Below are 26,855 nucleotides of genomic sequence, written 5' to 3' on the forward strand. Positions count from 1 at the left end.
GGTTTTCGTAGCTTCAGCACACCAGGCACCCGAGCAGAACGGCACCCATTCATGGCCTCGGTCACGTCCCTCACCGCCTCCGTCCACCAGCGCCTCGCGGACGCCCTCTCGGCTGCCCTGCCGGAGGCCGGCGCCGCGGATCCGCTGCTGCGACGTAGCGACCGGGCGGACTTCCAGGCCAACGGCATCCTGGCGCTCGCGAAGAAGGCCAAGGCCAACCCGCGCGAGCTGGCCACCCAGGTCGTCGAGAAGATCACCGCCGGCGACCTGCTCGCCGACGTCGAGGTGTCGGGCCCCGGCTTCCTGAACGTGACGGTGACCGACAAGGCGATCATCGAGACGCTCGCCGCCCGCGCCGCCGACGGCGACCGCCTCGGCGTTCCCCTGAACCCGCACGCGGGCACGACGGTCATCGACTACGCCCAGCCGAACGTGGCGAAGGAGATGCACGTCGGCCACCTGCGTTCGGCCGTCATCGGCGACGCCCTGCGCCACATGCTGGACTTCACGGGCGAGAAGACGATCGGCCGCCACCACATCGGCGACTGGGGCACCCAGTTCGGCATGCTCATCCAGTACCTGATCGAGAACCCGGGCGAGCTGGCCCCGGCCGACGAGGTCGACGGCGAGCAGGCCATGTCGAACCTGAACCGGATCTACAAGGCGTCGCGCGCGGTCTTCGACGCGGACGAGGCGTTCAAGGAGCGGGCCCGCAAGCGGGTCGTCGCCCTGCAGTCCGGCGACAAGGAGACGCTCGACCTGTGGCAGCGGTTCGTCGACGAGTCGAAGGTCTACTTCTACTCGGTCTTCGAGAAGCTGGACATGGAGGTCCGCGACGAGGAGATCGTCGGCGAGTCCGCGTACAACGACATGATGGCCGAGACGGCCCGGCTCCTGGAGGAGTCGGGTGTCGCGGTCCGCTCGGAGGGCGCGCTCGTCGTGTTCTTCGACGACATCAAGGGCAAGGACGACCAGCCGGTCCCGCTGATCGTCCAGAAGGCGGACGGCGGCTTCGGCTACGCGGCCTCCGACCTCTCGGCGATCCGCGACCGCGTCGTCGGCCTGCACGCCACGACGCTGCTGTACGTGGTGGACGTGCGCCAGTCGCTGCACTTCAAGATGGTCTTCGAGGCGGCCCGCCGGATGGGCTGGCTGAACGACGACGTCACCGCGCACAACATGGGCTACGGCACGGTGCTCGGCGCGGACGGCAAGCCGTTCAAGACGCGTGAGGGCGAGACGGTGCGCTTGGAGGACCTGCTGGACGAGGCGGTGCAGCGCGCCGCCGAGGTCGTGCGGGAGAAGGCGCGGGACCTCACCGAGGACGAGATCCAGGAGCGGGCGTTCCAGGTCGGCATCGGCGCCGTGAAGTACGCGGACCTCTCGACATCGGCCAACCGCGACTACAAGTTCGACCTCGACCAGATGGTCTCCCTGAACGGCGACACGTCGGTCTACCTCCAGTACGCGTACGCGCGCATCCAGTCGATCCTCCGCAAGGCCGGCGAGGTCCGCCCCGCCGCCCGTCCGGAGCTGGTGCTCGACGCGGCGGAGCGGGCACTCGGCCTGCACCTGGACGCGTTCGGCGACACGGTCGCGGACGCCGCCAAGGAGTACGCCCCGCACAAGCTGGCCGCGTACCTCTACCAGCTCGCGTCGCTGTACACGTCGTTCTACGACAAGTGCCCGGTCCTGAAGGCGGACTCCCCGGCGCAGATCGAGAACCGCCTGTTCCTGTGCGACATCACGGCACGGACCCTGCACCAGGGCATGGCCCTGCTGGGCATCAGGCCGCCCGAGCGCCTCTGACGCTCGGGCGGCCCGGCGGGGGCGGGGTCAGGCGTAGTAGTGGATGGTGCCGTGCATGCCGGCTTCCCCGCCTCCGCAGTAGTGGCTGTAGCGGGCGGCGAGCGCCTTGATGGTGCCGTCGTCCGCCGTGGCGAGGCGGGTGACGGTCAGGCTGCCGCTCGCCTCACCGCACCCACGGCCGTTGCCGTGCATCGACAGGCCGCCCTTCTCGGTCGTGACGGTGTAGGTGCGGCCCGCTTCGAGCCTGTCGCCCTCCGGCACGTAGAAGCGGACGGTCCAGTCCTCCCGCTTGCCCTCGACGGTGTACCGGAAGCCGGTGCGGACGTTCCCGTCGAGCAGGAAGGTGCTGCGGGCCCCGGTGTGCGTCCCGTCCGTGCCCTGCCCGATCCAGTCGTCCGCGTCGCTCTTGTAGCTGTACGAGAGCGGGAAGGCGTCGTACTTGACGGTGCCCTTGAGGGCGGGGGCCGTGGCGCTCTCGCAGTTCTGCGTGAAGGTGGCGTCGAGTCGGGTGACCTGGCCCGACGCGTCGGTCTCGATCTGGTTGACGGAGAACTGGCCCCAGATCCGGTTGCAGCCGCGGTGTTCACCGCTCACGTCGAGGCCGGGCGCGCGGCCGGTGCGGAAATCCGCGCGCTCGGCGTCGCGGTAGACGCCGGGGTGCAGCTTCTCGCCCTTGGGCGCCGCGAGCTGGACCTCCCAGTTCGCGTCGGGCAGCTCCACCGTCACGTCCTCCGCGGTGCCGCTGATCCGCAGGGCGGTGTCCGGTGCCTTGTACGAGGCGGACTTGCCGTCCCCTATGTAGTCGCCCGCGGCGCTCGTGTACGCGTACGAGCTGACGGCCACCGGGTCACCGGGGGCGGCCTGCGCGGGGGCGGCGACGGCGAGCAGGCCGCCGGCCACCGCGACGCCCACCAGGGCGCGCCGGAGTCTCCCGGCGGGCAGAGCCGAAGTACGCATGGATGATCCCCTCTGTGAAGCATCCGCACTCCCCGGGCGGATGAGCTGTCAACAGTGGTCACCCTAGGCTCGCCGCCCGTCAACTGCCCCCGCGATCCCGCGAGTTAGCTCATTTTTCACCGAGCCCCCGGCCGATACCCCGGCCGAGCCGCCGAAGCCCCTCCGCGATCTCCTCCTCGGTCTGCGTCACGAAGCACATGCGCAGGGTCGACCGGTCCGGTTCCCCGGCGAAGAACGGCGCCCCCGGCACGTACGCCACGTCGTGCGTGACGACCGTCCGCAGCAGCTCCGTCGTGTCGTAACCGTCGGGCAGCTTCGCCCACACGAACATGCCGCCCTCCGGCCGGATCCACCGGGAACCCTCAGGCAGCGCGTCGGCGAGGCCGGCGAGCATCGCGTCCCGGCGGTCGCGGTAGACGTCCGCGACGCGGGCGACGTGCGCGTCCAGGTCCCGGTCGGCCAGGTAGCACGCCGCGGCGAGCTGGTTGACGGTGGGCGTGTGCAGGTCCGCGGCCTGCTTGGCGACGGCGCAGGCGCGCAGCAGCGCGGCGGGCGCGCGCAGCCAGCCGAGCCGCAGGCCGGGCGCCATGATCTTGGAGAAGCTGCCGAGGAGGACGGTCCGGTCACCGGCGCCCGGGTACGTGGCGATCCACGGCGCCCGCTCGCCCTCGAAGCGCAGTTCGCCGTACGGGTCGTCCTCGACGATCCAGAGCCCGCGCCGCCCGGCGACCTCGGCGATGGCCGCGCGGCGGTCGGCGGGCAGGGTGCGGCCGGTCGGGTTCTGGAAGGTGGGGACGGTGTAGAGCAGCTTGGGGCGGTGCAGGGCGACGAGTTCGTCCAGGGCGGCCGGGTCGATGCCGGACTCGTCGCAGGGCACGGGCAACACCCGCGCGCCCGCGAAGGCGAAGGCCTGGAGTGCCGCCAGGTAGCAGGGGTTCTCCACGAGGACGGTGTCGCCGGGCTCGATCAGCGCGGTCGCGAGGAGCGAGAGCGCCTGCTGGGATCCGGTGGTGACGAGCACGTCGTCGGCGTCGGTCGGCAGGCCGCGGACGGCCGCCCGCGCGGCGACGGCGGTACGCAGCGCGGGCTCGCCCTCGGTCGTCGAATACTGCAGCGCCCGCGCCGGAGTCTCCTCCAGGACCGCGCGGAAGGCGGCCGCGATCCCGTCGGCGTCGAAGAGGCCGGGGGCGGGCAACCCGCCCGCGAAGTTGATGACTTCGGGCCGCGCGGTGACCGCGAGGATGTCCCGTACGGGCGAGCCCCCGACCGCTGCGGCGCGCGCGGCGAGCGGCGGCGTGGGGGCGGCTGCGGTACGGGCGGGCTCGGTGACGGTCACGGCGGCGGCTCCTCGGGCTGTGGCGGCTGTGGCGGCTGTGGCGTGTGTAGCCCGCACCCTAAGCACGTAGGTGCGGGCTACACACGCCATTCCGGGATGCGGACGCCGACGAGGAGGCGGCTCAGCCGTCCTGCAGCTGCCTCGTCCACTTGGAGCCGCCGGGCGGCCAGCCGTAGGTGGGGCGCCCCTTCTTGCCGCTGGTGCGGAACGGCTTGCCCTGGTCGTCGATGCGCAGCGAGTCGTGCCGCTTGCCGCTCGACCACTGCAGCTCCAGGTACCACCGCACGTCGTGCAGATCGGTGTCGGCCATGATGAAGAAGACCTCGGGGTCGTTCTCACTGACCTTGTACGGGAAGTCGCGCTGGCCCGACTGGGGCTTGAGGCGCGGTGAGCCGTCGTCGAGGTCGATGGAGAAGGACTTGGGGTCCACGTTGCCGCCGCAGCCGGTCGCCATCTGGAAGTTGTTCCAGGCCAGCGGCGCGCTGGTGCTCTGCACCCGGACGTTCATGTCCTGGAGGACGACGGTGTCCTTGCCCATGCCCTGCACGGTGACCTCGATGAGCTGCCGGCCGGCGGGGACGGCGCCGAGGTCACCGACCCAGCCGGCCGCGTCCTGCACCGCGGGCTGCTGCGGCACCTCGTCGGCCTTGCGGTTCACCAGGAAGTCCTGGAGGCAGGGGTCGTCGAAGGCGTACGGCCTGGTGCGAGCCGTCACCGGCACGCCGGGGTCGCTCTGCGCGCCGCCGGACGTGGGCCCCTTGCGGCCGGGGTGGGAGGCGTCGGAGGGCGGGCTCCCCTTTCCGGACGGCGAGGCGGAGGGGGCGCCCTTCTTGTTCTCGGCGTCGTCCTTCTTGTCCTTGCCGTCGTCCTTGCCGTCGTCCTTGCCCTCGGCCTCGGCCTTGCCGGGCGCGGTGTCCGCGGGGTCACCGGGTTCCGGGGAGGAAGCGGCCTGCGCCTTGTGCCGGTTCCCGTCGCCGTCTCCCCCGCCGCTCATGGCGAGGGCGACGGAGCCGAGCCCGACGACCGCGGCGACGGCGGCCGCGAGGACGACGGTCCGCCGCCTCCGTAACGGGGGCCGCTTGGAGAGGACCACGACCTGGTCCGGGTCCGACTCCGGGTCCGCCTGCTCCTGTGGCTGTGGGGCCGGCGCGGGCTCCGGGGCGCTCGGGGCGACGGGCTCCGCCTTCCTGCCCCGCGTCGCGTCCGCGAGGATCCACCGCCGGTGGACCTCGACGAGCTCCTCGGGGGTCGCCTTGCAGAGCCGGGCGAGCCGCTCCACGGGGGCGAACTCCGTTGGCACGGCATCCCCGTTGCAGTACCGGTGCAACGTCGACGTACTCATGTGAAGCCGTCGCGCCAGCACTCCATAGCTGAGCCCGGACCGCTCCTTGAGCTCCCGCAGCAACTCCGCGAGAGACGCCATCTCCGCCCTCCACCATTCCATTCAGACGTTCCAGGGGGAGGTCATACCCCCTGGCCAGAGTCGGTACGAACGTTCCAGCGTCCCCAACTCCCCGGCCCCCGTAGCGCCTCGGCCGAACCACGGCACAAGCTGTGGCCCATACAAGCACGCCGCTTCCGGCACCCCACACAGAGGATCAGCCATGTTCCGCACCGGCCCCCGCTCCCGTTCCCGTACCACCCTCGCCGTCCGCACCCTCGCGGCCACCGGGATCGCCCTCGGCGGGCTGTCCCTGACGGCCTGTTCGGACGGCACCGGCACCCGGGACGAAGGCGCGGCGACGCTCGTGGCACAGACGACGACCAAGCACAGCACGGTTCCCGGGCCCACCACCAACCGGCGCACCGGGGACCGGGCGCGGCAGCCGGTCGCCTGCACCGGCGCCGACACCGAGGTGCAGGTCACCGAGGTCACCCGCCCCGCGAACCACCTCCTGATCACCGCCACGAACATCGGCGACGTGCCCTGCCACGCCTACAACGCCCCCTACCTCCGCTTCGACGACGCCCGATCCACGACCGCCGTCGACCACGACTCCGTGCCGCAGGCGGTCGTCACCCTGCGCCCGGGCCAGTCGGCGTACGCGGGCGTCGTCCCCGCGGCGGCGGACGGCGGCGGTACGGACGGCCGCACCGCCCACCGCCTCGGCGTCCACTTCGCCGACCGGGCGATGGACGGCAGCATCGGCCCCGAGGCGGTTCTGGAGCTCCCCGCGGGGGGTGTGTACGTGGACAGCTCCGCCACGGTCACCTACTGGCAGCCGTCGCGGCAGGACGCCCTGGACCGGTGACCTCGGACGACCGCCCGGCGAAGAGAGATCCAGGTCACAACCGTTCCTGTCACATCCCGGCCGTGCCCGTCCGTCGTAGAGGTGTAGGACCTGGCACCAACAACGGCACAGGAGCACATCATGGAACCCCGTTTGAACGTCTTCGCCAGCCCGGCCGCGGGAAAGGCCATCAAGCACCTGACCGCGGTCAACAAGGCCGTCTCGGAGACGGGGCTGCCGGCCGCGACGCAGGAGCTGGTGCGGATCCGCGCGAGCCAGATCAACGGTTGCGGGTTCTGCCTCGACATGCACACCAAGGAAGCGATCGCCGCCGGTGAGACGTCGACGCGTCTCCACCTGGTCGGGGCGTGGCGCGAGGCCACGGTGTTCACCGAGGCCGAACGGGCCGCCCTGGAGCTGACGGAGGAGGGCACCCGCATCGCCGACGGGGCGGGCGGTGTCCCGGACGAGGTGTGGGCCAACGCCGCGAAGCACTACGACGAGGAGCAGCTCGTCGGCCTGGTGACGCTGATCTCGCTCATGAACACCTTCAACCGGCTGAACGTCATCGTCCAGCAGCCCGCAGGCGACTACCAGCCCGGCCAGTTCGGCTGACCACCACCCGGCCCGGGGGGCTCCGACCTGCTCACACACCTTTTGGTGAGTACCGCACAAAAAAGTCGGTACTTGTCCGGTGGTGAGGGCGGGACGAGGATCGAACGCGTACCCGACGCAACGCCCTCGAAGGAGCTCCCCCGTGCCCAGCAACGGCAGCAGCAAGCAGGCCGGCACGTCCCCTGTCAGCGTCCTCGGCCTCGGCCTCATGGGCACCGCCCTCGCCACCGCCCTGGTCAAGGCCGGGCACCCGACGACCGTGTGGAACCGCACGAAGTCCAAGACCGGGCCCCTCGCGGCCCAGGGCGCCACCCCCGCCGACACCGCGCGGGACGCCATCACCGCCGCCGACCTCGTCATCGTCTGCCTCACGACCAACGACAACGTACGCACCCTGCTGGCGCCCGAGGCCGACGCGCTCGCCGGCCGCACCGTCGTGAACCTCACCAACGGGACCCCGGGCCAGGCACGGGAGTTGGCGGACTGGGCGGCGGCGCACGGCATCACGTACATCGACGGCGGCATCATGGCCGTCCCGCAGATGATCGCCACCCCAGGCGCGTACATCTTCTACAGCGGCACCGACGAGGCGGCCTTCGAGACGCACCGCCCGACGCTCGCCGCCCTCGCCGACACCAAGTGGGTCGGCAAGGACCCCGGCCTCGCGGCGCTGTACGACCTGTCGCTGCTCACCGGCATGTACGGCATGGCGATGGGTGTCGCCCAGGCCTTCGCGATGATCCGCAGCGAGGGCATCCCGGCCCGTGAGCTGGCGCCGCTGCTCACCGACTGGATCATCGCGATGACGCAGGGGCTCGTCCCCACGGGCGCCGAGGCGCTCGACACCGACCAGCACCTGACGGACGTCTCGAACCTCGCCATGAACCGCGAGGCGTTTCCCAACTTCACCACCGCGTTCGCCGAACAGGGCCTGCGCACCGACCTGTTCGAGCCGTTCCAGGACCTCTTGGACCGCGCCGTCGAGCAGGGCTATGGAGCCGACGGGTTCTCGCGCATGCCGCTGCTGCTCACGAAGGACTGACGTGCGGGGCACCGGGCGGCGGGGTCACGGGACGAGTACCACCTTCCCCGTGGTCTCCCGGCGCTCGATGGCGGCGTGCGCCTCGGCCGCCCGCTCCAGCGGGAACGCCTGGACGGCGGGCGCCAACTCCCCCTTGGCGTGCGCCTCCAGGGCCTCCCGCTCGTACGCGGGACCGTCCTCGGGGCTCCCGAGCAGCTGGAGCAGCGCGTTGGTGAAGGTGATCCGCCGCTCCGCGAGCACCTCGGGGCCCGGCTCGAAGGCCTCCTGCGACGACCAGCCGATGACGACGTACCGTCCTCCGTCGGCGATCAACTCGAAGGCGGCAGCGCCCTTTTCACCGCTCACCCCGTCGAGTACGGCGGTGACGCGCCGCCCGCCGCCGAGCCGCTCGGCGACCTCGTGCTGCCAGCCGGGCTCGTTGTAGTCGACGGCGATGTCGGCGCCGAGCGCGCGCACGGCCTCGACCTTGGCGGGGCCGCCGGCCGCGCCGATCACCGTCGCCCCGAGGGCATGCGCGTACTGGACCACGAGCCGCCCCACGCCACCGGCGGCGGACGTCACCAACACCACGTCGTCCGACCGGAGTTGCGCCGCACTCAGAAGCCCCATGGTGGTGGCCCCCGTCACCACCATGGCCACCGCGTCCTCGAAGCCGAGCCCGTCCGGGACGGTGTGCAGCTTCGCCACGTCGGCGACCGCCAGCTCGGCGTACCCGCCGGGTGCCGAGCGCGAGACCACCACGGGCCGCCCGAGCCATGTCTTGTCGACGTCGGGGCCCACGGCCTCCACCGTCCCCGCGACCTCGCCGCCGAAGACGGCGGGCAGCTCGGGCAGCGGTGGCGCCATGTCGGACGCCTCGCCCCGGCGCATGACGGTCTCGACGAAGTGGACTCCCGCCGCCCGTACGGCGATCCGCACCTGCCCGGGCCCCGCGACGGGGTCGGGCAGGGTCTCGTACCGCAGGTTCTCGGCGGGACCGAACTCGTGCAGGACGACAGCGCGCATGGTGTGCTCCTCGGAACGTGGAAACGAACGTCGATGCACACCACCCTCCGACCTCGACCAAGGTTGAGGTCAAGGGCCGCCGTACCGCGGCTCAGAGCTGCCGCGCGACCTCGGTCGCCCAGTACGTCAGGATCATGTTCGCGCCCGCGCGCTTGATCCCCGTCAGGGACTCCATGATCGCCCTGTCCCGGTCGATCCAGCCCCGCTCGGCGGCGGCCTCGATCATCGCGTACTCACCGCTGATCTGGTACGCGGCCACCGGCACCTCCACCGCGTCGGAGACCCGGGCGAGGATGTCGAGGTAGGGGCCCGCGGGCTTCACCATCACCATGTCGGCGCCCTCCTCCAGGTCGAGCGCCAGCTCCCGCAGGGGCTCCCGGGTGTTGGCGGGGTCCTGCTGGTAGGTCTTGCGGTCGCCCTTGAGCGACGAGCCGACGGCCTCGCGGAAGGGGCCGTAGAAGGCCGACGAGTACTTCGCCGTGTACGCGAGGATGGCGACGTCCTCGTGCCCGACCTGGTCCAACGCGTCACGCACGACGCCGACCTGACCGTCCATCATGCCGCTCGGGCCCACCACATGGGCGCCCGCGTCGGCCTGGACCTGCGCCATCTCCGCGTACCGCTCCAGGGTCGCGTCGTTGTCGACACGGCCCTCGGCGTCGAGGACACCGCAGTGCCCGTGGTCGGTGGTCTCGTCGAGGCACAGGTCCGACATGACGATGAGGTCGTCGCCGACCTCGGCACGCACGTCGCGGAGCGCCACCTGAAGGATGCCGTCCGGGTCCGTGCCCGGCGTTCCCAGGCCGTCCTTCTTCGACTCCTCCGGCACACCGAACAGCATGATCCCGGCGACCCCGGCCTCCAGCGCCTCGACGGCCGCCTTCTTCAGGGTGTCGCGGGTGTGCTGCACGACGCCGGGCATGGCGCCGATCTCCACCGGCTCGCTGATCCCCTCGCGCACGAACGCGGGCAGGATCAGATCGGCCGGATGCAACCGCGTCTCGGCGACCATGCGCCGCATGGCAGGAGTGGTCCGCAACCGCCGCGGCCGCGCCCCGGGAAACGATCCGTACTTAGTCACTGAAACCCTCACCTCTTACCGACCGCTACCTCTGACGGTCCCGCCGGGTGCGCTCAGCCGTTCCCGTTGTGGGCAGGCGTTCCGCACGGCGGAACGGGTGGGCACAACCCCCGGTGCAGAGCACTGTTGAGGGCGGCGCCCACCCGGAGAAACCTACGGCGCCGTGCGTCGCCGACGCGAACCGGGCCGACGCTCACTGGGCCGAGTAACAGGATCCCCCGCTTCAAGAGCGGCCACCCGCCGCCGCGTACCGAACTCCGCCAAGGCCTCGGCCAGCTTGTGCACGGACGGCTCCGGAGCCATCACATCCACCCGCAGCCCGTGCTCCTCCGCGGTCTTCGCGGTGGCGGGCCCGATGCAGGCGATCACCGTGACGTTGTGCGGCTTCCCGGCGATCCCGACGAGATTGCGCACCGTGGACGACGAGGTGAAGAGCACCGCGTCGAAGCCACCGCCCTTGATCGCCTCACGGGTCTCCGCCGGCGGCGGCGACGCCCGCACCGTCCGGTAGGCGGTGACGTCGTCGACCTCCCACCCGAGGTCGATGAGCCCGGCGACGAGCGTCTCCGTGGCGATGTCGGCCCGCGGCAGGAACACCCGGTCGATCGGGTCGAAGACCGGGTCGTACGGCGGCCAGTCCTCCAGGAGCCCCGCGGCCGACTGCTCACCGCTCGGCACCAGGTCCGGCTTCACGCCGAAGGCGATCAGCGCGGCGGCGGTCTGCTCACCGACGGCCGCGACCTTGATCCCGGCGAAGGCACGCGCGTCGAGCCCGTACTCCTCGAACTTCTCCCGCACCGCCTTGACGGCGTTGACGGACGTGAAGGCGATCCACTCGTACCGGCCGGTGACCAGGCCCTTGACCGCGCGCTCCATCTGCTGGGGCGTGCGCGGCGGCTCGACCGCGATGGTCGGGACCTCGTGCGGCACGGCGCCGTACGACCGCAGCTGGTCGGAGAGCGAGGCCGCCTGCTCCTTCGTACGCGGCACGAGCACGCGCCACCCGAAGAGCGGCTTCGACTCGAACCACGACAGCTGATCGCGCTGGGCGGCGGCGCAGGACTCGCCGACCACGGCTATGACGGTCCGGCCGCCGTCCGGCGAGGGCAGCACCTTCGCCTGCTTGAGGACCTGCGCCACCGTGCCGAGCGTCGCGGTCCAGGTGCGCTGGCGCGTCGTCGTACCGGCGACGGTGACGGTCATCGGGGTGTCCGGCTTGCGGCCCGCGGCCACCAGCTCACCGGCCGCCGCGGCCACGGAGTCGAGCGCCACCGAGACGACGACCGTCCCGTCGGACGCGCCGACCTCGCTCCAGCAGCGGTCGGAGGCGGTACGGGCATCGACGAAGCGGACGTCCGTGCCCTGCGCGTCCCGCAGCGGCACACCCGCGTACGCGGGCACACCGACCGCGGCCGCGATGCCCGGCACCACCTCGAAGGGGATGCCCTCGGCGGCGCAGGCGAGCATCTCGTCCGCCGCGTACGTGTCGAGGCCCGGGTCGCCGCTCACCGCACGCACGACCCGCCTGCCGCCCCGCGCCGCCTCCATGACAAGATTGGCGGCAGCTCGGAACGGCGTCGCGTCGGCGGTCATTGACGTGTCGTCAGCTGTCGGCTGGGGTGTGTCCACACCTCCCCTGGCATGCACGCGGACGACGTCGAGCACATCAGGCTCGGCGATCAGCACATCCGCTCGGGCCAGCGCCTCGACGGCGCGCAGGGTCAGCAGTCCCGGATCTCCGGGTCCGGCACCGAGGAAGGTGACGTGCCCGTGTGCGGGAAGGCCTGGAAGGTTCGAGGTGGGGCTCAAAGTGCTCGCTCCCCCATCAGACCGGCCGCGCCCTTGGCAAGCATCTCGACCGCGAGTTCGCGGCCCAGCGCCATGGCTCGGGTCTCCGTCTCGGGCACGGGACCGGTGGTGGACAGCTGCACCAGCGTCGAGCCGTCGGTCGTACCGACGACGCCGCGCAGGCGCATTTCCTTGACAATCTGCCCGTCGGCCAGCAAGTCGGCCAACGCACCCACGGGTGCGCTGCAGCCGGCTTCCAGGGCGGCGAGCAGGGACCGCTCGGCGGTCACGGCGGCCCGGGTGTACGGGTCGTCGAGCTCGGCGAGCGCGGCGGCGAGTGACGCGTTGTGCGCGGCACACTCGATCGCCAGTGCCCCCTGGCCGGGGGCGGGCAGAACGGTGTCCACCGACAGGAGCTCGGTCACCTCGTCGGACCTGCCGACGCGGTTGAGTCCGGCGGCGGCGAGCACGACGGCGTCGAGCTCCCCCTTGTGGACGTATCCGATACGGGTGTCGACGTTCCCCCGGATCGGCACGGTCTCGATGGTCATGCCGTGGCTGCGCGCGTAGGCGTTCAGCTGCGCCATGCGGCGCGGCGAACCGGTGCCCACGCGAGCTCCGTCGGGGAGCTCCGCGAAGGTCAGCCCGTCGCGCGCCACCAGCGCGTCGCGCGGGTCCTCGCGCACCGGCACCGCGGCGAGGGTGAGCTCGGCGGGCTGCGCGGTGGGCAGGTCCTTGAGCGAGTGCACGGCGAAGTCGACCTCGTCGCGGGCCAGCGCCTCGCGCAGCGCCGCCACGAAGACGCCGGTGCCACCGATCTGCGCGAGGTGCTCGCGCGAGGTGTCGCCGTACGTCGTGATCTCCACCAGCTCGACGGGGCGCCCCGTCAGCTCCTTGACTGCCTCGGCCACTTGGCCGGACTGGGCCATGGCCAGCCTGCTGCGCCTGGTCCCGAGTCTGAGGGCCCTCTCGGTCATGCCCGGCCTCTATTCGGGTCGTCGTTCTCGTTGTTCAGGTGGTCAGCCCTGCTGACCGCCGCGACCGTCTGCGGGTCGAGGTCGAAGAGCGTGCGCAGCGCGTCCGCGTACCCGGCGCCGCCGGGCTCGCTCGCCAGCTGCTTGACCCGCACCGTCGGCGCGTGCAGCAGCTTGTCGACGACGCGGCGCACGGTCTGGGTGATCTCCGCGCGTTGCTTGTCCTCGAGACCCGGCAGACGTCCTTCGAGCCGGGCCATCTCACCCGCCACCACGTCGGCGGCCATGGTGCGCAGGGCGACCACGGTCGGCGTGATGTGCGCGGCCCGCTGGGCGGCGCCGAAGGCGGCGACCTCGTCGGAGACGATGCCGCGGACCTGCTCGACGTCGTTGGCCATGGGCGCGTCGGCGGAAGCCTCGGCCAGCGACTCGATGTCCACGAGCCGCACGCCGGGCACGCGGTGCGCGGCGGCGTCGATGTCGCGGGGCATGGCCAGGTCGAGGAGGGCGAGCACGGCCGGGCGGGCCGCACCGGCCGACGACGCGCGCAGGCGCCGCTCCGGGAGGCGGCCCGTGACGCGCGCGGCGGCCACCAGGGCGGCGATCGCGTCGGCCTCGGCCCGCGGGTCGGCGGCCTGCTCCTCGCGGCGCTCGGCCGGGGCGTTGTCCACCCAGGCCGCGTGCTGTTCCAGGGACGCCGCGTCCATCCCGGCGACGGCCTCCTCGCCGGCGACGGAGAAGCCGCGCGGCGCGGACAGGTCGACCGGGCAGCCCTCGTCGGCCACGGTGGCCGTCCGGGCACCGGAGCCCGGCGAACCGTTTCCGGCCTGCGCGGGCGCCTCGTCGAGCGGGCCGTCGGCCGGGGGCACGCGCCCCTCGACGGCGGCGGTGACGGCTTCCGCGGTCAGCACCAGGCCGGTCGCTCCGGTGCAGGAGACGGCCACGTCGGCACGTGTCAGTTCGTCCGCCACGGCGTCCATGGGGACGGCGCGGGCGCGCACCCCGTGGTCGCCGGACTCGCCGAGGATCTCCGCGAGCCGCTCCGCGCGCTCCAGCGTGCGGTTGGCGACCACGATCTCCGCCACACCGGCGCGCGCGAGCGTCGCCGCGGCCAGCGAGGACATGGAGCCCGCGCCGATGACCACGGCCCGCTTGCCCGCCGCCCAGGCGTCGACCGGCTCGCGCGCCGCGAGCTGTTCGAGGCCGAAGGTCACGAGGGACTGCCCGGCCCGGTCGATGCCGGTCTCGGAGTGCGCGCGCTTGCCGACCCGCAGGGCCTGCTGGAAGAGATCGTTGAGGAGCTTGCCCGCGGTGTGCAGCTCCTGCGAGCGCGCCAGGGCGTCCTTGATCTGCCCGAGGATCTGCCCCTCGCCGACGACCATCGAGTCAAGGCCGCACGCCACCGAGAAGAGGTGGTGGACGGCGCGGTCCTCGTAGTGGACGTACAGATAGGGGGTGAGCTCCTCCAGGCCGACGCCGCTGTGCTGCGCGAGCAGCGTGGACAGCTCGGCGACGCCCGCGTGGAACTTGTCCACGTCGGCGTAGAGCTCGATGCGGTTGCAGGTGGCGAGCACGGCCGCCTCGGCGGCGGGCTCGGCGGCCAGGGTGTCCTGCAGCAGCTTGGCCTGCGCGTCCGCGGACAGCGCGGCACGCTCGAGGACGCTCACGGGGGCGCTGCGGTGACTCAGCCCCACGACCAGGAGACTCATGCCGGCATCACGGCGGGGACGTCCCCGTCGGGTCCCTTCCGCTGCTGCTTGGCCGAGACGGGCGGGACGGGGCCCTCGGGCGCCGCGTCCTCCCCGGCCTTGCGCTGCTCGTGGAAGGCGAGGATCTGCAGCTCGATGGAGAGATCGACCTTGCGTACGTCGACACCGTCCGGCACGGACAGGACGGTCGGCGCGAAGTTCAGGATGGAGGTCACACCGGCGGCGACGAGCCGCTCGCAGACCTGCTGGGCGGCGCCGGCCGGGGTCGAGATGACGCCGATCGAGACGCCGTTCTCCTCGATGATCTTCTCGAGCTCGTCGGTGTGCTGCACCGGCATGCCCGCGACGGGCGTGCCCGCCATGGCCGGGTCGGCGTCGATCAGGGCCGCCACGCGGAAACCGCGGGAGGCGAACCCGCCGTAGTTGGCGAGGGCCGCGCCGAGGTTACCGATGCCGACGATGACAACCGGCCAGTCCTGGGTCAGCCCGAGTTCACGGGAGATCTGGTACACGAGATACTCGACGTCGTAGCCGACGCCGCGCGTCCCGTAGGACCCGAGGTACGAGAAGTCCTTGCGCAGCTTCGCGGAGTTGACCCCCGCGGCGGCCGCGAGCTCCTCGGAGGAGACCGTGGGCACCGAGCGCTCCGACAGTGCGGTGAGGGCTCGGAGGTACAGCGGAAGCCTGGCGACGGTGGCCTCGGGAATCCCTCGGCTGCGGGTCGCCGGTCGGTGAGTTCGGCCAGTTGCCACGGTGCTCCTGCGGGTAGAGCGGGGCTGCAGGCGGTCACTCGTCCCCAGACCGCCCCGTCGAATGCAGGCTATGTCTTTGTGAACGCGTGCACAAAGATGGTGTCCGATTTGCCCGGCCAACGTGACCGGGGTCACGCGCCCCCGGCGCGCGATCGTGGAACCGGCGCGCACGGAGCGTCGTTGCTCATTTGATGGGGGCAAAACCGCACACTCTCCTCACGATCATCGCCCCCGAGACCAAAACCGCCCCAAAGCGTAATCGACTTCGCGGGAACTTTGGACTGGTCGGTCAGTAGGTGACGGCCCTTTCCGGCCTACCCGGCGAGCTCGCGCCGCAGCCGGCCCTCGTCCACCCGCCAGAAGGTGTGCTGCTCCCCGTCCACGAGCACCACCGGAATCTGCTCCCAGTAGGCCCGGTGCAGCTCCTCGTCCCGCGTGATGTCCTTCTTCTCCCAGGGCGTGCCGAGCTCCCCGCAGACCTTCTCGATCACCGCCTGTGCGTCATCGCACAGATGACAACCCGGCTTCCCGATCAGGGTGACCAACCGCTCCTGCGGCTTCTTCTTCTCCGTACGACCGCCACTACGGCGAAAAATCGGGCTCATGGCCCCATTCTCGCCCGGCGTGCCGCGCCGGAGGACATCCCCGGCGCGCCCCGATTAACGGCTCGGTCGCGGAGAGTTCACAGGCCCGAATCCTCCCGACTCCGGGACCACCGAACAGACTGGCTATGCTCACGACATGGCCGCTCTCGGATGGCTCACCCCCCGTAGGCGCTCCGCCACGGCGCGGAGCGTGTTGGCAGGCGAGGCCTCGGCCGAGGCAGCGCGCAAGTCCTCGCAGGAACTGGAGGAGCTCGACGCCCTCGCCGCGCGGACCGCGCCCGACGAAGCCCCGCGGGAGCCGGAGTTCCCCGTCGTCGGCGACGACAAGGCCGCCGCCTTCTTCGACCTCGACAACACCGTGATGCAGGGCGCCGCGATCTTCCACTTCGGCCGCGGCCTCTACAAACGGAAGTTCTTCGAACGCCAGGAGCTGTTCCGGTTCGCCTGGCAGCAGGCGTGGTTCAGGCTCGCCGGCGTCGAGGACCCCGAGCACATGCAGGACGCCCGCGACAGCGCCCTCTCCATCGTCAAGGGCCACCGCGTCGCCGAGCTGATGTCCATCGGCGAGGAGATCTACGACGAGTACATGGCCGAGCGGATCTGGCCGGGCACCCGCGCCCTCGCCCAGGCCCACCTCGACGCGGGCCAGAAGGTCTGGCTGGTCACCGCCGCCCCGGTGGAGATCGCCACGGTCATCGCCCGCCGCCTCGGCCTGACCGGCGCCCTCGGCACCGTCGCCGAGTCCATCGACGGCGTCTACACCGGCAAGCTCGTCGGCGAACCCCTGCACGGCCCCGCGAAGGCCGAGGCGGTCCGCGCCCTGGCCGCCGCCGAGGGCCTCGACCTGGGCCGCTGCGCCGCGTACAGCGACTCGCACAACGACATCCCGATGCTCTCGCTCGTCGGGCATCCGTACGCGATCAATCCCGACGCCAAACTGCGCAAGCACGCCCGCGCCAGGGACTGGCGGCTGCGGGACTACCGCACCGGCCGCAAGGCCGCGAAGGTCGGCATCCCGGCCGCCGCGGGCGTCGGCGCCCTCGCGGGCGGCGCGGCCGCGGCCGTGGCCCTGCACCGCCGCCGCCACTGAGCATCCGTCGGTCCTACCCCAGGGTGTCTCCCGCCAGTCGCGCCGGTAGCACTCGGCCACAACACGCCTCAGGCCGACACGGAATGTGAACTCATTCGATCAACAAGTGCTCACTCTCCGGCACTTGAACGGGCGTCAATCGGTTACAGAAGCGACGTAATCGATGATTTGAGCAACTGGGTGTAGTGCTGCCTGTACGAAGCGTTATTCTCCTCAGACGCATAAGGGACCCCACACGTCGCTACGACGGGTGAACGGTCCCGCACTGCACGTGATGGAAGCTCTGCCTCTGGGAGTCCCGTGTACCCACACGTCGGGGTTGACACCTCGGGCCTGGCTACGCTGCGCGCAACGGTCATCGACCGCTTGCGCGGCTTCGTCCCCACCGCGTACGCCGTCCCCGCCGTCCCCGCCCTCGCCGTCCCCGCACCCGCCGGGCCGTGCTATGCCCTGGCGAACGGCGGTGCGGCAGTCGGCAGACGGGGCCGTTCCGCCGCTGCCGCCACCTCCGCACCCACCCCCCGCCGTCCCGCCGCGGACAGCGACAGCGCCCGCATGATGGAGCTCGTCGAGCGCGCCCAGGCCGGCGAGTCCGACGCCTTCGGCCGTCTCTACGACCAGTACAGCGACACGGTCTACCGCTACATCTACTACCGCGTCGGCGGCAAGGCGACCGCCGAGGACCTCACCAGTGAGACCTTTCTGCGCGCCCTCCGCCGCATCGGCACCTTCACCTGGCAGGGCCGTGACTTCGGCGCCTGGCTGGTCACGATCGCCCGCAATCTCGTCGCCGACCACTTCAAATCGAGCCGTTTCCGCCTCGAAGTGACCACCGGCGAAATGCTCGACGCCAACGAAGTCGAGCGCAGCCCCGAGGACTCCGTCCTGGAGTCCCTCTCGAACGCCGCCCTCCTCGAAGCCGTCCGCCGCCTCAACCCCCAGCAGCAGGAATGCGTGACCCTGCGCTTCCTCCAGGGCCTCTCCGTCGCCGAGACCGCGCGGGTCATGGGCAAGAACGAAGGCGCGATCAAAACCCTTCAGTACCGCGCGGTGCGCACCCTCGCCCGCCTGCTGCCCGACGACGCCCGCTAGCAGTCCGCCATGCCCAACTCCCCCTCCGTGGCGGCCAGATGGTCGCCACGGAATTGTCGCGGTCCGATCATCCGCCGTCCGTAACCCAAGTGCCGCGACGCTCGTTGTGCGGGATGCAGGCTCCCTGTGGTCGCTACCTGGCTGGCTCCGCTCACTCGATCGTGTGGAAATGGTCAGGACATGCAACCCTCAGGACCCCCTGGGGAGTCGACCGTCATGACGAGAGGAGGTGCCGCCAGTGATCGCGAACGTATCGGCCCACCGGCGGGCGAACGCCTTCGCCCAGGCCCTGGAGGAGCGTTCCGACCAGGGCCCGGCAGCCGAGCAGTCCGAGGACTCCGCACTCACGCCCGCGCCCGCGGCCGCACCCGTGGAGTCCACCGAAACCACCGCGGCCCGCGCCGAGCCGACCGAGCAGAGCCACCTATTGGCCCTGGCGGACGGTCTCGACGCACTGCCCAAACCCGCCCTCGACCCCGAGGTCAAGGTCGTCCAGCGCGCCCAGCTCGTGGCCGCGATGGAAGCCATGCTCCTGGAGGGCGGCACCCCGTCGGTGCCACAGCAGCGGTCCCGCAAGGGTGCCCACCGGGCGGGCGCCCTGCAGAAACTGCGTCCGCGCTCCCGCCTGTCCAAGGGGATCGCGGCCGGCGGCCTCACTGTCGGCGTCGCCGCGGGCGCGTTCGGCGGTGTCGCCGCCGCCAGCTCCGACGCCCTCCCGGGCGACTCGCTGTACGGCCTCAAGCGCGGCATGGAGGACTTCAAGCGGGGCCTGGCCGACGACGACAGCGACCGCGGCCGGATCTACCTCGACCAGGCCTCCACGCGGCTGAGCGAGGCCCGCAGGCTCATGGAGCGGGGCCGCTCAGGCGCCCTCGACCACGAGTCGCTCGGCGAGGTCAGGCGAGCCCTCTCCGGCATGCGGCACGACGCCACGGAAGGCCACCGCCTCCTCCTCGAGGCGTACGAGCGCGACGGCTCCCTGGGCGCCATCCAGGCGCTGTCCGCGTTCTCCCGGTCGCACCGCGAGGCGTGGAGCGACCTCCAGGGCCGCCTCCCCGTCCAGCTGGGCGACGTGGGCGAGCAGGTGAACTCCGTCTTCGACGCCATGGACGAAGAGGTCGAACCGCTGCGGTCCCTGCTGCCCAGCCCCCCGGAAAAGGGCGGCAGCACCGGCCGGACGTCCCAGAGCCCCAGCGGCTCCGACAGCTCCGACGGGCGCCCCACCCGCCCCTCGGGCAGCGGCAGCTCGCACGGCGGCGGTGCGGGCAGCGACAGCAAGCCCAGGCCCTCCACGTCGGACCGCGAGGACGAGGGCATCCTCGGCGGCACCACCGGCGGCCTCCTCGACCCGCCGGACGACAAGAAGACGAGCCCGGCCCCCTCGGACGGCAAGAGCAAGCCCGGCCAGCACACCACGCCCCCCAAACCGGACGTGACGCTGCCACCGCTCCTGCCGGGTCTCCAGCTCCCGGAGCTGGGCATCAAGGGCGAGGACACGAAGTAGCACCCACCAGTACGCGGTCGGGGGCGCCCTCCACACAGGAGGGCGCCCCCGACTGCGTACGGCATGGAAGAACGCCAGGAAGGACGCCGGACGGACGAAGAACCCCTAGAAGAACACCGACCGCCGCTGCACCAGCAACTTGTACAGCGAATGCTGGATCTGCTCGCGCACCTGGTCCGTCAGGTTGAACATCAGCATCGGATCCTCCGCCGCCTCCGGCGGATACCCGTCCGTCGGAATCGGCTCCCCGAACTGGATCGTCCACTTCGTCGGCAGCGGCACCGCCCCCAACGGCCCCAACCACGGAAACGTCGGCGTGATCGGGAAGTAGGGGATGCCCAGCACCCGCGCCAGCGTCTTCGCGTTGCCGATCATGGGGTAGATCTCCTCCGCCCCGACGATCGAGCAGGGCACGATCGGCGAGCCCGTCCGCAGCGCCGTCGACACGAAGCCGCCGCGGCCGAACCGCTGCAGCTTGTACCGCTCGCTGAACGGCTTTCCGATGCCCTTGAAGCCCTCCGGCATCACACCGACCAGCTCGCCCCGCTCGAGGAGCCGCTCCGCGTCCTCCGCGCAGGCCAGCGTGTGCCCGGCCTTGCGGGCCAGTTCGTTGATCACCGGGAGCATGAAGACGAGGTCGGCGGCGAGGAGCCGCAGATGCCGGCCGTGCGGGTGGTTGTCGTGCACCGCGACCTGCATCATCAGGCCGTCAAGCGGCAGCGTCCCGGAGTGGTTGGCGACGATCAGCGCCCCGCCGTCGGCGGGGATGTTCTCGATGCCCTTCACCTCCACCCGGAAGTACTTCTCGTAGAACGGGCGGAGCAGCGACATCAGGACCTGGTCGGTGAGCTCCTCGTCGTAACCGAAGTCGTCGACCTCGTACTCCCCCGTGAGCCGCCGCCGCAGGAAGGCCAGGCCGCCCGCGACGCGCCGGTCCCACCCGCCGCCGCTCCGCGGCTCGGGTCCCTGCTCCCGCCCTGAAGGCTCCGGGGGCGTCACCCGCGGGTCCCCGCCCTGTTGGGGGCCGCCCTGCTGGGGCCCGTCCTGCTGCCCGGGCAGCGCCTTGACCCCGGCCACGGGATCACCCTTGCGCCGGGGCGCGGACCTCCGTCGCGAGGTGCGCTGCGCACTCCCGCGCGACCGGTCGTCGTCGAACGGAATGACCTTGGCGTCCGCCATGGTTGACGCTCTCCTCAGTTGGCGCTCTGGTGGCCACCCGCGAGGGGCAGCGCGGCGATCCGGTCGACTGCCCCCGCGAGGGCACCTGGCGGCAGCAGTCCCGGGCCCCGGCTGCGCACGAAGTCCGCGAAGGCCTCCGCGGTCGTGTACTTCGGCCGGAACCCCAGTGTCTCGCGCATCTGCCGGGTGGCCACGACCCTGCCGTGGGTGAGCAGTCTGATCTGCTCGGGCGAGAAGTCCGTCATGCCGACCGTGCGCAGCGCCGAGCCGACCCAGGTGACGGCCGGCAGGAAGAGGGGCACGGTGGGGCGGCCGAGCCGCCGCGAGCACTGGGACAGGAGCAGCTGGCCGTCGCCGGCGATGTTGAAGGTGCCGCTGTTGAGCGTGCCGCGCTGCGGTTCGTGCGAGGCGAGCCGCAGCACCTCGACCGCGTCGTCCTCGTGGACGAACTGCAGGCGCGGGTCGTAGCCGAACACGGTCGGCAGGACCGGCAGTGAGAAGTACTCGGCGAGCGGGGAGTCCGCAGCGGGCCCCAGGATGTTCGCGAAGCGCAGCACGCACACGGCGACGTCGGGACGGCGCCGCGCGAACCCGCGCACATAGCCCTCGACCTCGACGATGTCCTTGGCGAAGCCGCCGCTCGGCAGCGATTTGGGCGGCGTGGTCTCCGTGAAGACCGCGGGGTCCCTGGGCGCCGAGCCGTACACGCTGGTGCTCGACTTCACCACGAGCCGCTTCACCGTCGGCGACTTCTGGCAGGCGCCGAGCAGCTGCATCGTGCCGATGACGTTGGTTTCCTTGACCGAGCCGCGGCCGCCCCTGCCGTCGCGGCCGCCGAGGGCGGTGGCGCTGACGTCCATGTGGACGACCGTGTCGACGCTGTGCTCCGCGAGGACCTTGGCGATCGTGGGCTGCCGGATGTCGGCCTGGACGAAGTCCGCGCCGCCGAGATGGTGCTCGGGCGGGACGACGTCGACGGCGATCACCCGGTCGACTTCGGGATCGCGCTGGACCCGCCGGACGAACCGTCCGCCCAGCTGCCGGGCCACTCCGGTCACGAGCACGACCTTGCCCAAGATCAGCGCCTGCCTTTCCCCGACCCTCGCCCCACCACCGTCGCCGCACCACCGTCGGCGTTGCGGACCACGCTAGCGGGTGGACGTCGCGCTGTGACGACCGCGCACCCAGAGACGGCCGAAAACACCGAAGCCCTCCCGTCGGATGAGGGGAGGGCTTCGGACACGCTGTGCAGCTGTCGCTTACTTCTTGTTGCGACGCTGAACGCGAGTGCGCTTCAGCAGCTTGCGGTGCTTCTTCTTGGCCATCCGCTTACGCCGCTTCTTGATAACAGAGCCCACGACTACCCTCGCTCACTTCTCTTCACTCGGTGCGGGGCAGCAGACTGGGCCCACACGACCTACGTCGGCCTAGCCTACCTGCCCCCGCGTGAGGGACGTAATCGAGGAGCCATGAACCCTGCGCCACGGACCCGGGGACCCGTGACTCAACCAGCCTCAACCCCCACATAAGACTCGCGGAGGTACTCGTGAACCGCCTGCTCCGGGACCCGGAAGGACCTCCCGACCCGGATGGCGGGCAGATGACCGCTGTGCACCAAGCGGTACACGGTCATCTTGGACACTCGCATCACCGCGGCGACTTCCGCCACGGTCAGGAACGCGACCTCGTTCAGCGGCCTCTGCTCTGCAGCCATGACACCCCACCTGAACCTTCCGCACATGACGGGCACCGGCTTCCCCTTCCGGTGACTCTTCGTCTCTGCGCGCTCACTCCCCAGACTAGGGGCGGATGATGCGAGTGGGGAAGAGGAGCCGCGATCGGCCGCCTACTGTGACAGACACGCTCGATTGAGTACATAGCGAGTAAGCGGTCGGTAGTAATCAGACCGCACAGCGTCATCAAGCGGAACGACGACGGACACCTGCCCCTCGGCCTCTCCGACGAACAGCGCGGGATCGTCCGTATCCGCCAGACCGATCGCCTCAAACCCCAGCTGACCTGCTCCGCAGACCCATCCGTGGTCCCCGATGACCAACTCGGGAAGCGGTCCGCCGGCCTCCGCAGCGGCGTCCAGAGCGGCCCGAATCGGGAGGGGTGAGTGGGTGTGTGCGCCGGTGTCACTCCCGGTGGGACGCGCGCCGGGTTCGCGCACCAGCGCGACTCCTTGTACGTAGTCAAGGTTGTACGTGCGTAGGCCGAACCGGGTCGTTATGTCGACACTGCTGCCCTGCGCGGGGGTGAGGACGGGACATCCCGCCGCCGACAAAGCGTCCGCCAACGCGGCGTAGAACCCGAGCAGTCGGTGCGGGTGACCGGTCCCGAGAAGCACCGGGAGCCGTCGTCGCGCCGCCGCCGCGAGCCGTTCCGCAAAGGCGTCGAGCGCCGTCAGCGTCCGCTCGGGATCGATGACATCGGCGCCCGTGGTGCACCCCGGGTCGGCGGACACTCCGCACTTGTCGGACATCAGGCGCAGCAGGTCGCCGGAGCCCCAGCTCCATTCGGGGTCGAGCCCCAGCAGTATCCGTGGGTCCCGCGCCGCGAACAGCCGATAACTCCGCAGGCTCTGCTCCCGCGACGTGGCCACGGGCCCGGCCAACCGAGCCGCCAACAGATGCGCACGCAGCGCTCCGGTGCTCAACACGGTCCGATGCTGGCGCACCGGCGCCCATGGTGCCTCAAAACCCCGGAAAGCCCCCACAGTTGGGCTAACGCGGGCATAATCCGGCGGCCTCGCCGCACATCCTCTATGCCGACAGCCCCCTGCCGCTACGCCGACAGCCTCCTGCCTCTACGCCGACAGCCCTCTGCCTCTACGCCGACACCCCTACGCCAGCAGTCCCCGCAAGGGGAACACCGCCCTCCGCGCGGCGAGCACAGCCTGGTCGAGCCGGTCGGCGGGGTCGTACCCCGACTCCCAGCCCTTCCAGTCCACCGGCCACCGGCCGTCCGTCATCCGCCCCGGCGCCAACTGCCGCGTCCGCGCGAACACTTCGTGCCGCCACGCCTCGGGGGTCTCCGCCGTGGGCTCGACGGGGCGTCCCGCCGCGATGGCCACGAGATGGGTCCAGGAGCGCGGCACCACATCCACCACGGCGTACCCCCCGCCCCCGAGAGCGACCCAGCGCCCGTCGGCGTGCTCGTGGGCCAGGTCGTGGCAGGCCACCTGCACGGCCCGCTGAGCGTCCAGCGACACCGCGAGGTGCGCCAGGGGGTCCTCGAAGTGCGTGTCGGCCCCGTGCTGCGTCACGAGGACCTGTGGCCGGAACTCGGCGAGCAGCTCGGGCACCACGGCGTGAAAGGCCCGCACCCATCCGGCGTCACCGGTCCCGGCCGGCAGCGCGACGTTCGCCGCGGTGCCCTCCGCCGGGCCGTCCGCGCCGGTCTCCTCGGGCCACCCGGTCTGCGGGAACAGCGTCCGCGGATGCTCGTGCAGCGAGATCGTGAGGACCCGCGGGTCCTCCCAGAACGCGGCCTGGACCCCGTCGCCGTGATGCACGTCCACATCCACGTACGCGACGCGCTCGGCGCCCAGTTCGAGCAGTCGGGCGATGGCCAGCGCCGCGTCGTTGTAGATGCAGAAGCCGGAGGCGGACCCGGGCATCGCGTGGTGCAGCCCGCCCGCGAAGTTCACCGCGTGCAGCGCGTCCCCGCGCCACACCGCTTCGGCAGCGCCCACGGACTGCCCGGCGATCAGCGCCGACACGTCGTGCATCCCGGCGAAGGCCGGGTCGTCCTCCGTGCCGAGCCCGTACTCCCCGCGGGCGGACGCGGGATCGGCGGAAGCGGCCTTGACCGCGTCCACGTAGTCCCCGCGGTGCACGAGCCGCAGCGTCGAGTCTCCGGCGCGCTTGGCCGCGACGACCTCCAGCTCCTGGTCGAGCCCGAAGGCGTCGACCAGACTTCGGGTCAGCCCGAGCCTGACCGGGTCCATCGGGTGACCCGGGCCGAAGTCATAGCCCGTTACTGCCTCGTCCCACATCAGCTGCGCGCGGCCACTCATGCCCGTCACCGTACCGGTCCGGTCCCGGGGCGAAGGAACGGGCGTACAGCAAGGTCAGGAGCACCAACACCAGAGGAACGACCATGGCCCCCCGGTAGTTCCAGACATCCCCGAGTCCGCCCACCAGCGGCGAACCGATCAAAAACCCCACATAGTTGAAGACATTCAGTCGTGCCACGGCCGCATCCGAAGCCCCCGGGAACAATCTCCCCGCCGCGGCGAACGTCTGCGGAACGATCACGCACAGCCCCAGCCCGAGCACGGTGAACCCGGCGATCCCCACCCACGCCCCGGGCGCCGCCGCCACCACCGCGAACCCCAGCGCGGCCACCACCGACCCGCCCCGCACCACCGCCACGGCCCCGAACCGCCGCACCCCCAGATCCCCGAGCCCGCGCCCCACCAGCGTCATGACCATGTAGACGTTGTACGGAACCGTCGAGACCTCCTCCGAGCTCCCCAGCACGTCCTGCAGATACTTGGCGCTCCAGTTGGAGACCGTCGAGTCCCCGATGTACGCGAACGTCATCACGAGGCAGAGCGGAAGCAGCAACTTGAAGCCGACACCTCCGCCCGCCCCCTCCGTCGGTACCGCCGCGCCCTGGACCGGCGCCGCGTCGACGTACCACCGGCTGCCAACCAGCGCGGCCGGCAGCAGGACCGCCACGGCCGGCAGGTAGGAGACGAAGAGCGAAAGGTCCCAGTGCGCCCCGGCCCAGGCGGCCGACGCGCCCACGATCCCGCCCAGGCTGTACGCGGCATGGAATCCGAGCATGATGCTGCGCCCGTACGCCCGTTGGAGGCTCACCCCGAGCATGTTCATGGACGCGTCGAGCGCCCCCACGGCAAGCCCGAACGCCCCGAGCGCCACGGCCACGTGCCACATCGCGTCACCCGCGCCGACCCCGAGCAGCGCCAGCAGCACCGCGGGCTGCGACCATCTCAGCACCGCGCTCGGCGGCACCTTCCGCACCAGCCGCTCGGTGCCGAGGCTCCCGATTCCGGCCAGGATCGGCACCGCCGCGAGGAAGACGGGCAGCAGCCCGTCCGATATCCCGTAGCGGTCCTGGATCGCCGGAATCCGCGTCACGAGCAGGGCGAACGTGACTCCCTGCACCAGGAAGGCGAACGCCAGCGAGGCCCTGCCGCGCCGCAGCACTTCGGTCATGGCTGCAGAGCGTAGGCCCCAGGTCTACCAGTGGGTAGATGGATCACCCGCCCAATCTCGGCACGTCGTCACTGTCGTCATGCGAGCAGGTCCACCAACTCGCGCATGTCCCCGAAGAGTTTGGTGGCACCCGCCAGCCGCTCGGGCGGCGTCATGGCGGTGAACCCGAAGACATCCATTCCGGCGGCGACCGCGGCCTGCACGCCCAGCGGGCTGTCCTCCACGACGACGCACTTCTCGGGCGCCACGCCCATGCGTTCGGCGGCATACAGGAAAAGATCGGGCGCCGGCTTTCCCCGCCCCACGTCCTGCGAGCTGAAGACCCGCCCCTGGTCGAACCACTTGTCGAGCCCGGCCTTCCGGTGCCCGACCTGAATCCGCTCATGACTCCCGGAGGAGGCCAGGCAGTACGCCACCCCGTCGTCGGTCAGCTTCTCCAGCACTTCCACGGCCCCTTGGACCGGCTGCAGCTCCCGCTCGAAAGCGGCGAAGACCCGTCCGTGGAAAACGTCGTCGAAGTCCTCGGGAAGCCGCTGCCCACTCCGCTCGAGGATCAGATCGTGTACGCGGTGGACGGCGGCGCCCATGTAGTCCCGCAGGGAGTCTTCGTAGGAGGTGGGGTGCCCGAGCTCGGTCAGATAGCCGGCGAGGATTGTGTTGGAGAGGGGCTCACTGTCCACGAGGACACCGTCGTTGTCGAAGATGACCAGTTCGTATCGCATATCCCGACCCTAATTCGCAGGAGCCCCAGAACGCAGAAAACCCCCGCACCATAAGGTGCGGGGGTTTCCCATTCAAAAATAGTTCGGCGGCGTCCTACTCTCCCACAGGGTCCCCCCTGCAGTACCATCGGCGCTATGAGGCTTAGCTTCCGGGTTCGGAATGTAACCGGGCGTT

General features: G+C 71.2%; 25 protein-coding genes and 1 rRNA gene. 7 read left to right on the forward strand and 19 right to left on the reverse strand.

All coding sequences use genetic code 11. The features are described from left to right. Positions 1-51 precede the first annotated feature (51 nt). The gene (argS, locus tag ACZ7LU_RS16965; protein ID WP_471917047.1) at positions 52-1,809 is read left to right on the forward strand and encodes an arginine--tRNA ligase; all 1,758 of its coding nucleotides are present in this window, start codon (positions 52-54) and stop codon (positions 1,807-1,809) included. Positions 1,810-1,836: 27 nt separating this feature from the next. On the opposite strand, the gene ACZ7LU_RS16970 is transcribed toward argS, so the two are convergent. From ACZ7LU_RS16970 to ACZ7LU_RS16980, 3 genes are all read right to left on the reverse strand, one after another. After that, a complete protein-coding gene (locus ACZ7LU_RS16970) occupies positions 1,837-2,766 on the reverse strand; it encodes a hypothetical protein (protein WP_471917048.1) in 930 nt (309 codons plus the stop codon). 109 nt (positions 2,767-2,875) lie between these two features. Beyond that, the gene (locus ACZ7LU_RS16975; protein ID WP_471917049.1) at positions 2,876-4,102 is read right to left on the reverse strand and encodes an aminotransferase-like domain-containing protein; all 1,227 of its coding nucleotides are present in this window, start codon (positions 4,100-4,102) and stop codon (positions 2,876-2,878) included. 121 nt (positions 4,103-4,223) lie between these two features. Then, entirely contained in the window at positions 4,224-5,525 is a 1,302-nt protein-coding gene (locus ACZ7LU_RS16980; protein WP_471917050.1) for a helix-turn-helix domain-containing protein, read from the reverse strand. Positions 5,526-5,706: 181 nt separating this feature from the next. Here ACZ7LU_RS16980 and ACZ7LU_RS16985 point away from each other — a divergent pair, with 181 nt between their 5' ends. The 3 genes from ACZ7LU_RS16985 (at position 5,707) to ACZ7LU_RS16995 (ending at position 7,990) form a co-directional block, all read left to right on the forward strand. After that, positions 5,707-6,354, forward strand: a complete 648-nt coding sequence (locus ACZ7LU_RS16985) for a DUF4232 domain-containing protein (protein ID WP_471917051.1) — start codon at positions 5,707-5,709, stop codon at positions 6,352-6,354. 120 nt (positions 6,355-6,474) lie between these two features. Beyond that, positions 6,475-6,948, forward strand: coding sequence for a carboxymuconolactone decarboxylase family protein (locus ACZ7LU_RS16990; protein WP_398312722.1), 474 nt, complete (start codon positions 6,475-6,477; stop codon positions 6,946-6,948). Between the two features lie 142 nt (positions 6,949-7,090). After that, entirely contained in the window at positions 7,091-7,990 is a 900-nt protein-coding gene (locus tag ACZ7LU_RS16995) for an NAD(P)-dependent oxidoreductase (RefSeq protein WP_398312725.1), read from the forward strand. Positions 7,991-8,014: 24 nt separating this feature from the next. Here the strand turns inward: ACZ7LU_RS16995 and ACZ7LU_RS17000 are convergent, their stop codons facing one another. From ACZ7LU_RS17000 to ACZ7LU_RS17030, 7 genes are all read right to left on the reverse strand, one after another. Beyond that, on the reverse strand, positions 8,015-8,995 hold the full coding sequence (locus tag ACZ7LU_RS17000; RefSeq protein ID WP_471917052.1) for a zinc-binding dehydrogenase: 981 nt from the start codon (positions 8,993-8,995) through the stop codon (positions 8,015-8,017). Between the two features lie 91 nt (positions 8,996-9,086). After that, positions 9,087-10,076, reverse strand: coding sequence for a porphobilinogen synthase (gene hemB / locus ACZ7LU_RS17005; protein WP_471917053.1), 990 nt, complete (start codon positions 10,074-10,076; stop codon positions 9,087-9,089). 153 nt (positions 10,077-10,229) lie between these two features. Then, positions 10,230-11,885, reverse strand: a complete 1,656-nt coding sequence (locus ACZ7LU_RS17010) for a bifunctional uroporphyrinogen-III C-methyltransferase/uroporphyrinogen-III synthase (protein WP_398312733.1) — start codon at positions 11,883-11,885, stop codon at positions 10,230-10,232. Then, positions 11,882-12,841 (reverse strand): hydroxymethylbilane synthase, encoded by a 960-nt coding sequence (gene hemC, locus ACZ7LU_RS17015; protein WP_398312736.1) that lies wholly within the window; start codon positions 12,839-12,841, stop codon positions 11,882-11,884. The genes ACZ7LU_RS17010 and hemC overlap by 4 nt, the downstream gene beginning before the upstream one ends. After that, positions 12,838-14,547, reverse strand: a complete 1,710-nt coding sequence (locus tag ACZ7LU_RS17020) for a glutamyl-tRNA reductase (protein WP_398312739.1) — start codon at positions 14,545-14,547, stop codon at positions 12,838-12,840. Before ACZ7LU_RS17020 ends, hemC begins: the two co-directional genes overlap by 4 nt. Continuing rightward, a complete protein-coding gene (locus ACZ7LU_RS17025) occupies positions 14,544-15,299 on the reverse strand; it encodes a redox-sensing transcriptional repressor Rex (protein ID WP_398312742.1) in 756 nt (251 codons plus the stop codon). The genes ACZ7LU_RS17020 and ACZ7LU_RS17025 overlap by 4 nt, the downstream gene beginning before the upstream one ends. A gap of 314 nt (positions 15,300-15,613) precedes the next feature. Further along, positions 15,614-15,904 carry a glutaredoxin family protein gene (locus ACZ7LU_RS17030; protein ID WP_398312745.1) on the reverse strand — a complete coding sequence of 97 codons (291 nt, stop codon included), beginning with the start codon at positions 15,902-15,904 and terminating at the stop codon, positions 15,614-15,616. Between the two features lie 136 nt (positions 15,905-16,040). On the opposite strand from ACZ7LU_RS17030, the gene ACZ7LU_RS17035 reads away from it, so the two are divergent. From ACZ7LU_RS17035 to ACZ7LU_RS17045, 3 genes are all read left to right on the forward strand, one after another. After that, positions 16,041-16,994 carry an HAD family hydrolase gene (locus tag ACZ7LU_RS17035; RefSeq protein ID WP_398312748.1) on the forward strand — a complete coding sequence of 318 codons (954 nt, stop codon included), beginning with the start codon at positions 16,041-16,043 and terminating at the stop codon, positions 16,992-16,994. Positions 16,995-17,294: 300 nt separating this feature from the next. Beyond that, entirely contained in the window at positions 17,295-18,086 is a 792-nt protein-coding gene (locus ACZ7LU_RS17040) for an ECF subfamily RNA polymerase sigma factor, BldN family (RefSeq protein ID WP_398312750.1), read from the forward strand. A gap of 238 nt (positions 18,087-18,324) precedes the next feature. Further along, positions 18,325-19,590, forward strand: a complete 1,266-nt coding sequence (locus tag ACZ7LU_RS17045; protein WP_471917054.1) for a DUF5667 domain-containing protein — start codon at positions 18,325-18,327, stop codon at positions 19,588-19,590. A 105-nt stretch (positions 19,591-19,695) separates the two neighbouring features. On the opposite strand, the gene ACZ7LU_RS17050 is transcribed toward ACZ7LU_RS17045, so the two are convergent. From ACZ7LU_RS17050 to rrf, 9 genes are all read right to left on the reverse strand, one after another. Continuing rightward, positions 19,696-20,769 (reverse strand): lysophospholipid acyltransferase family protein, encoded by a 1,074-nt coding sequence (locus ACZ7LU_RS17050; RefSeq protein WP_468719026.1) that lies wholly within the window; start codon positions 20,767-20,769, stop codon positions 19,696-19,698. 14 nt (positions 20,770-20,783) lie between these two features. Then, positions 20,784-21,845, reverse strand: a complete 1,062-nt coding sequence (locus ACZ7LU_RS17055; protein WP_471917055.1) for an NAD-dependent epimerase/dehydratase family protein — start codon at positions 21,843-21,845, stop codon at positions 20,784-20,786. A 183-nt stretch (positions 21,846-22,028) separates the two neighbouring features. Further along, positions 22,029-22,127: a 30S ribosomal protein bS22 gene (locus ACZ7LU_RS17060; RefSeq protein ID WP_003948845.1), complete on the reverse strand. Its 99-nt coding sequence runs from the start codon at positions 22,125-22,127 to the stop codon at positions 22,029-22,031. A gap of 146 nt (positions 22,128-22,273) precedes the next feature. Next, complete coding sequence (locus ACZ7LU_RS17065; RefSeq protein ID WP_362996452.1) at positions 22,274-22,483, reverse strand: helix-turn-helix domain-containing protein; 210 nt, start codon at positions 22,481-22,483, stop codon at positions 22,274-22,276. A gap of 132 nt (positions 22,484-22,615) precedes the next feature. Next, positions 22,616-23,431, reverse strand: coding sequence for a phosphatase (locus ACZ7LU_RS17070; protein WP_398312775.1), 816 nt, complete (start codon positions 23,429-23,431; stop codon positions 22,616-22,618). 183 nt (positions 23,432-23,614) lie between these two features. Then, positions 23,615-24,790 carry an acetoin utilization protein AcuC gene (locus ACZ7LU_RS17075; protein ID WP_468316992.1) on the reverse strand — a complete coding sequence of 392 codons (1,176 nt, stop codon included), beginning with the start codon at positions 24,788-24,790 and terminating at the stop codon, positions 23,615-23,617. Then, a complete protein-coding gene (locus ACZ7LU_RS17080) occupies positions 24,741-25,958 on the reverse strand; it encodes an MFS transporter (RefSeq protein ID WP_468316994.1) in 1,218 nt (405 codons plus the stop codon). Before ACZ7LU_RS17080 ends, ACZ7LU_RS17075 begins: the two co-directional genes overlap by 50 nt. 77 nt (positions 25,959-26,035) lie before the next feature. Continuing rightward, positions 26,036-26,680 carry an HAD family hydrolase gene (locus ACZ7LU_RS17085; protein ID WP_471917056.1) on the reverse strand — a complete coding sequence of 215 codons (645 nt, stop codon included), beginning with the start codon at positions 26,678-26,680 and terminating at the stop codon, positions 26,036-26,038. A gap of 81 nt (positions 26,681-26,761) precedes the next feature. Then, positions 26,762-26,855 (reverse strand): 5S ribosomal RNA (gene rrf / locus ACZ7LU_RS17090); the annotation flags it as partial.

The organism is Streptomyces sp. NPDC039462 (assembly GCF_055639375.1).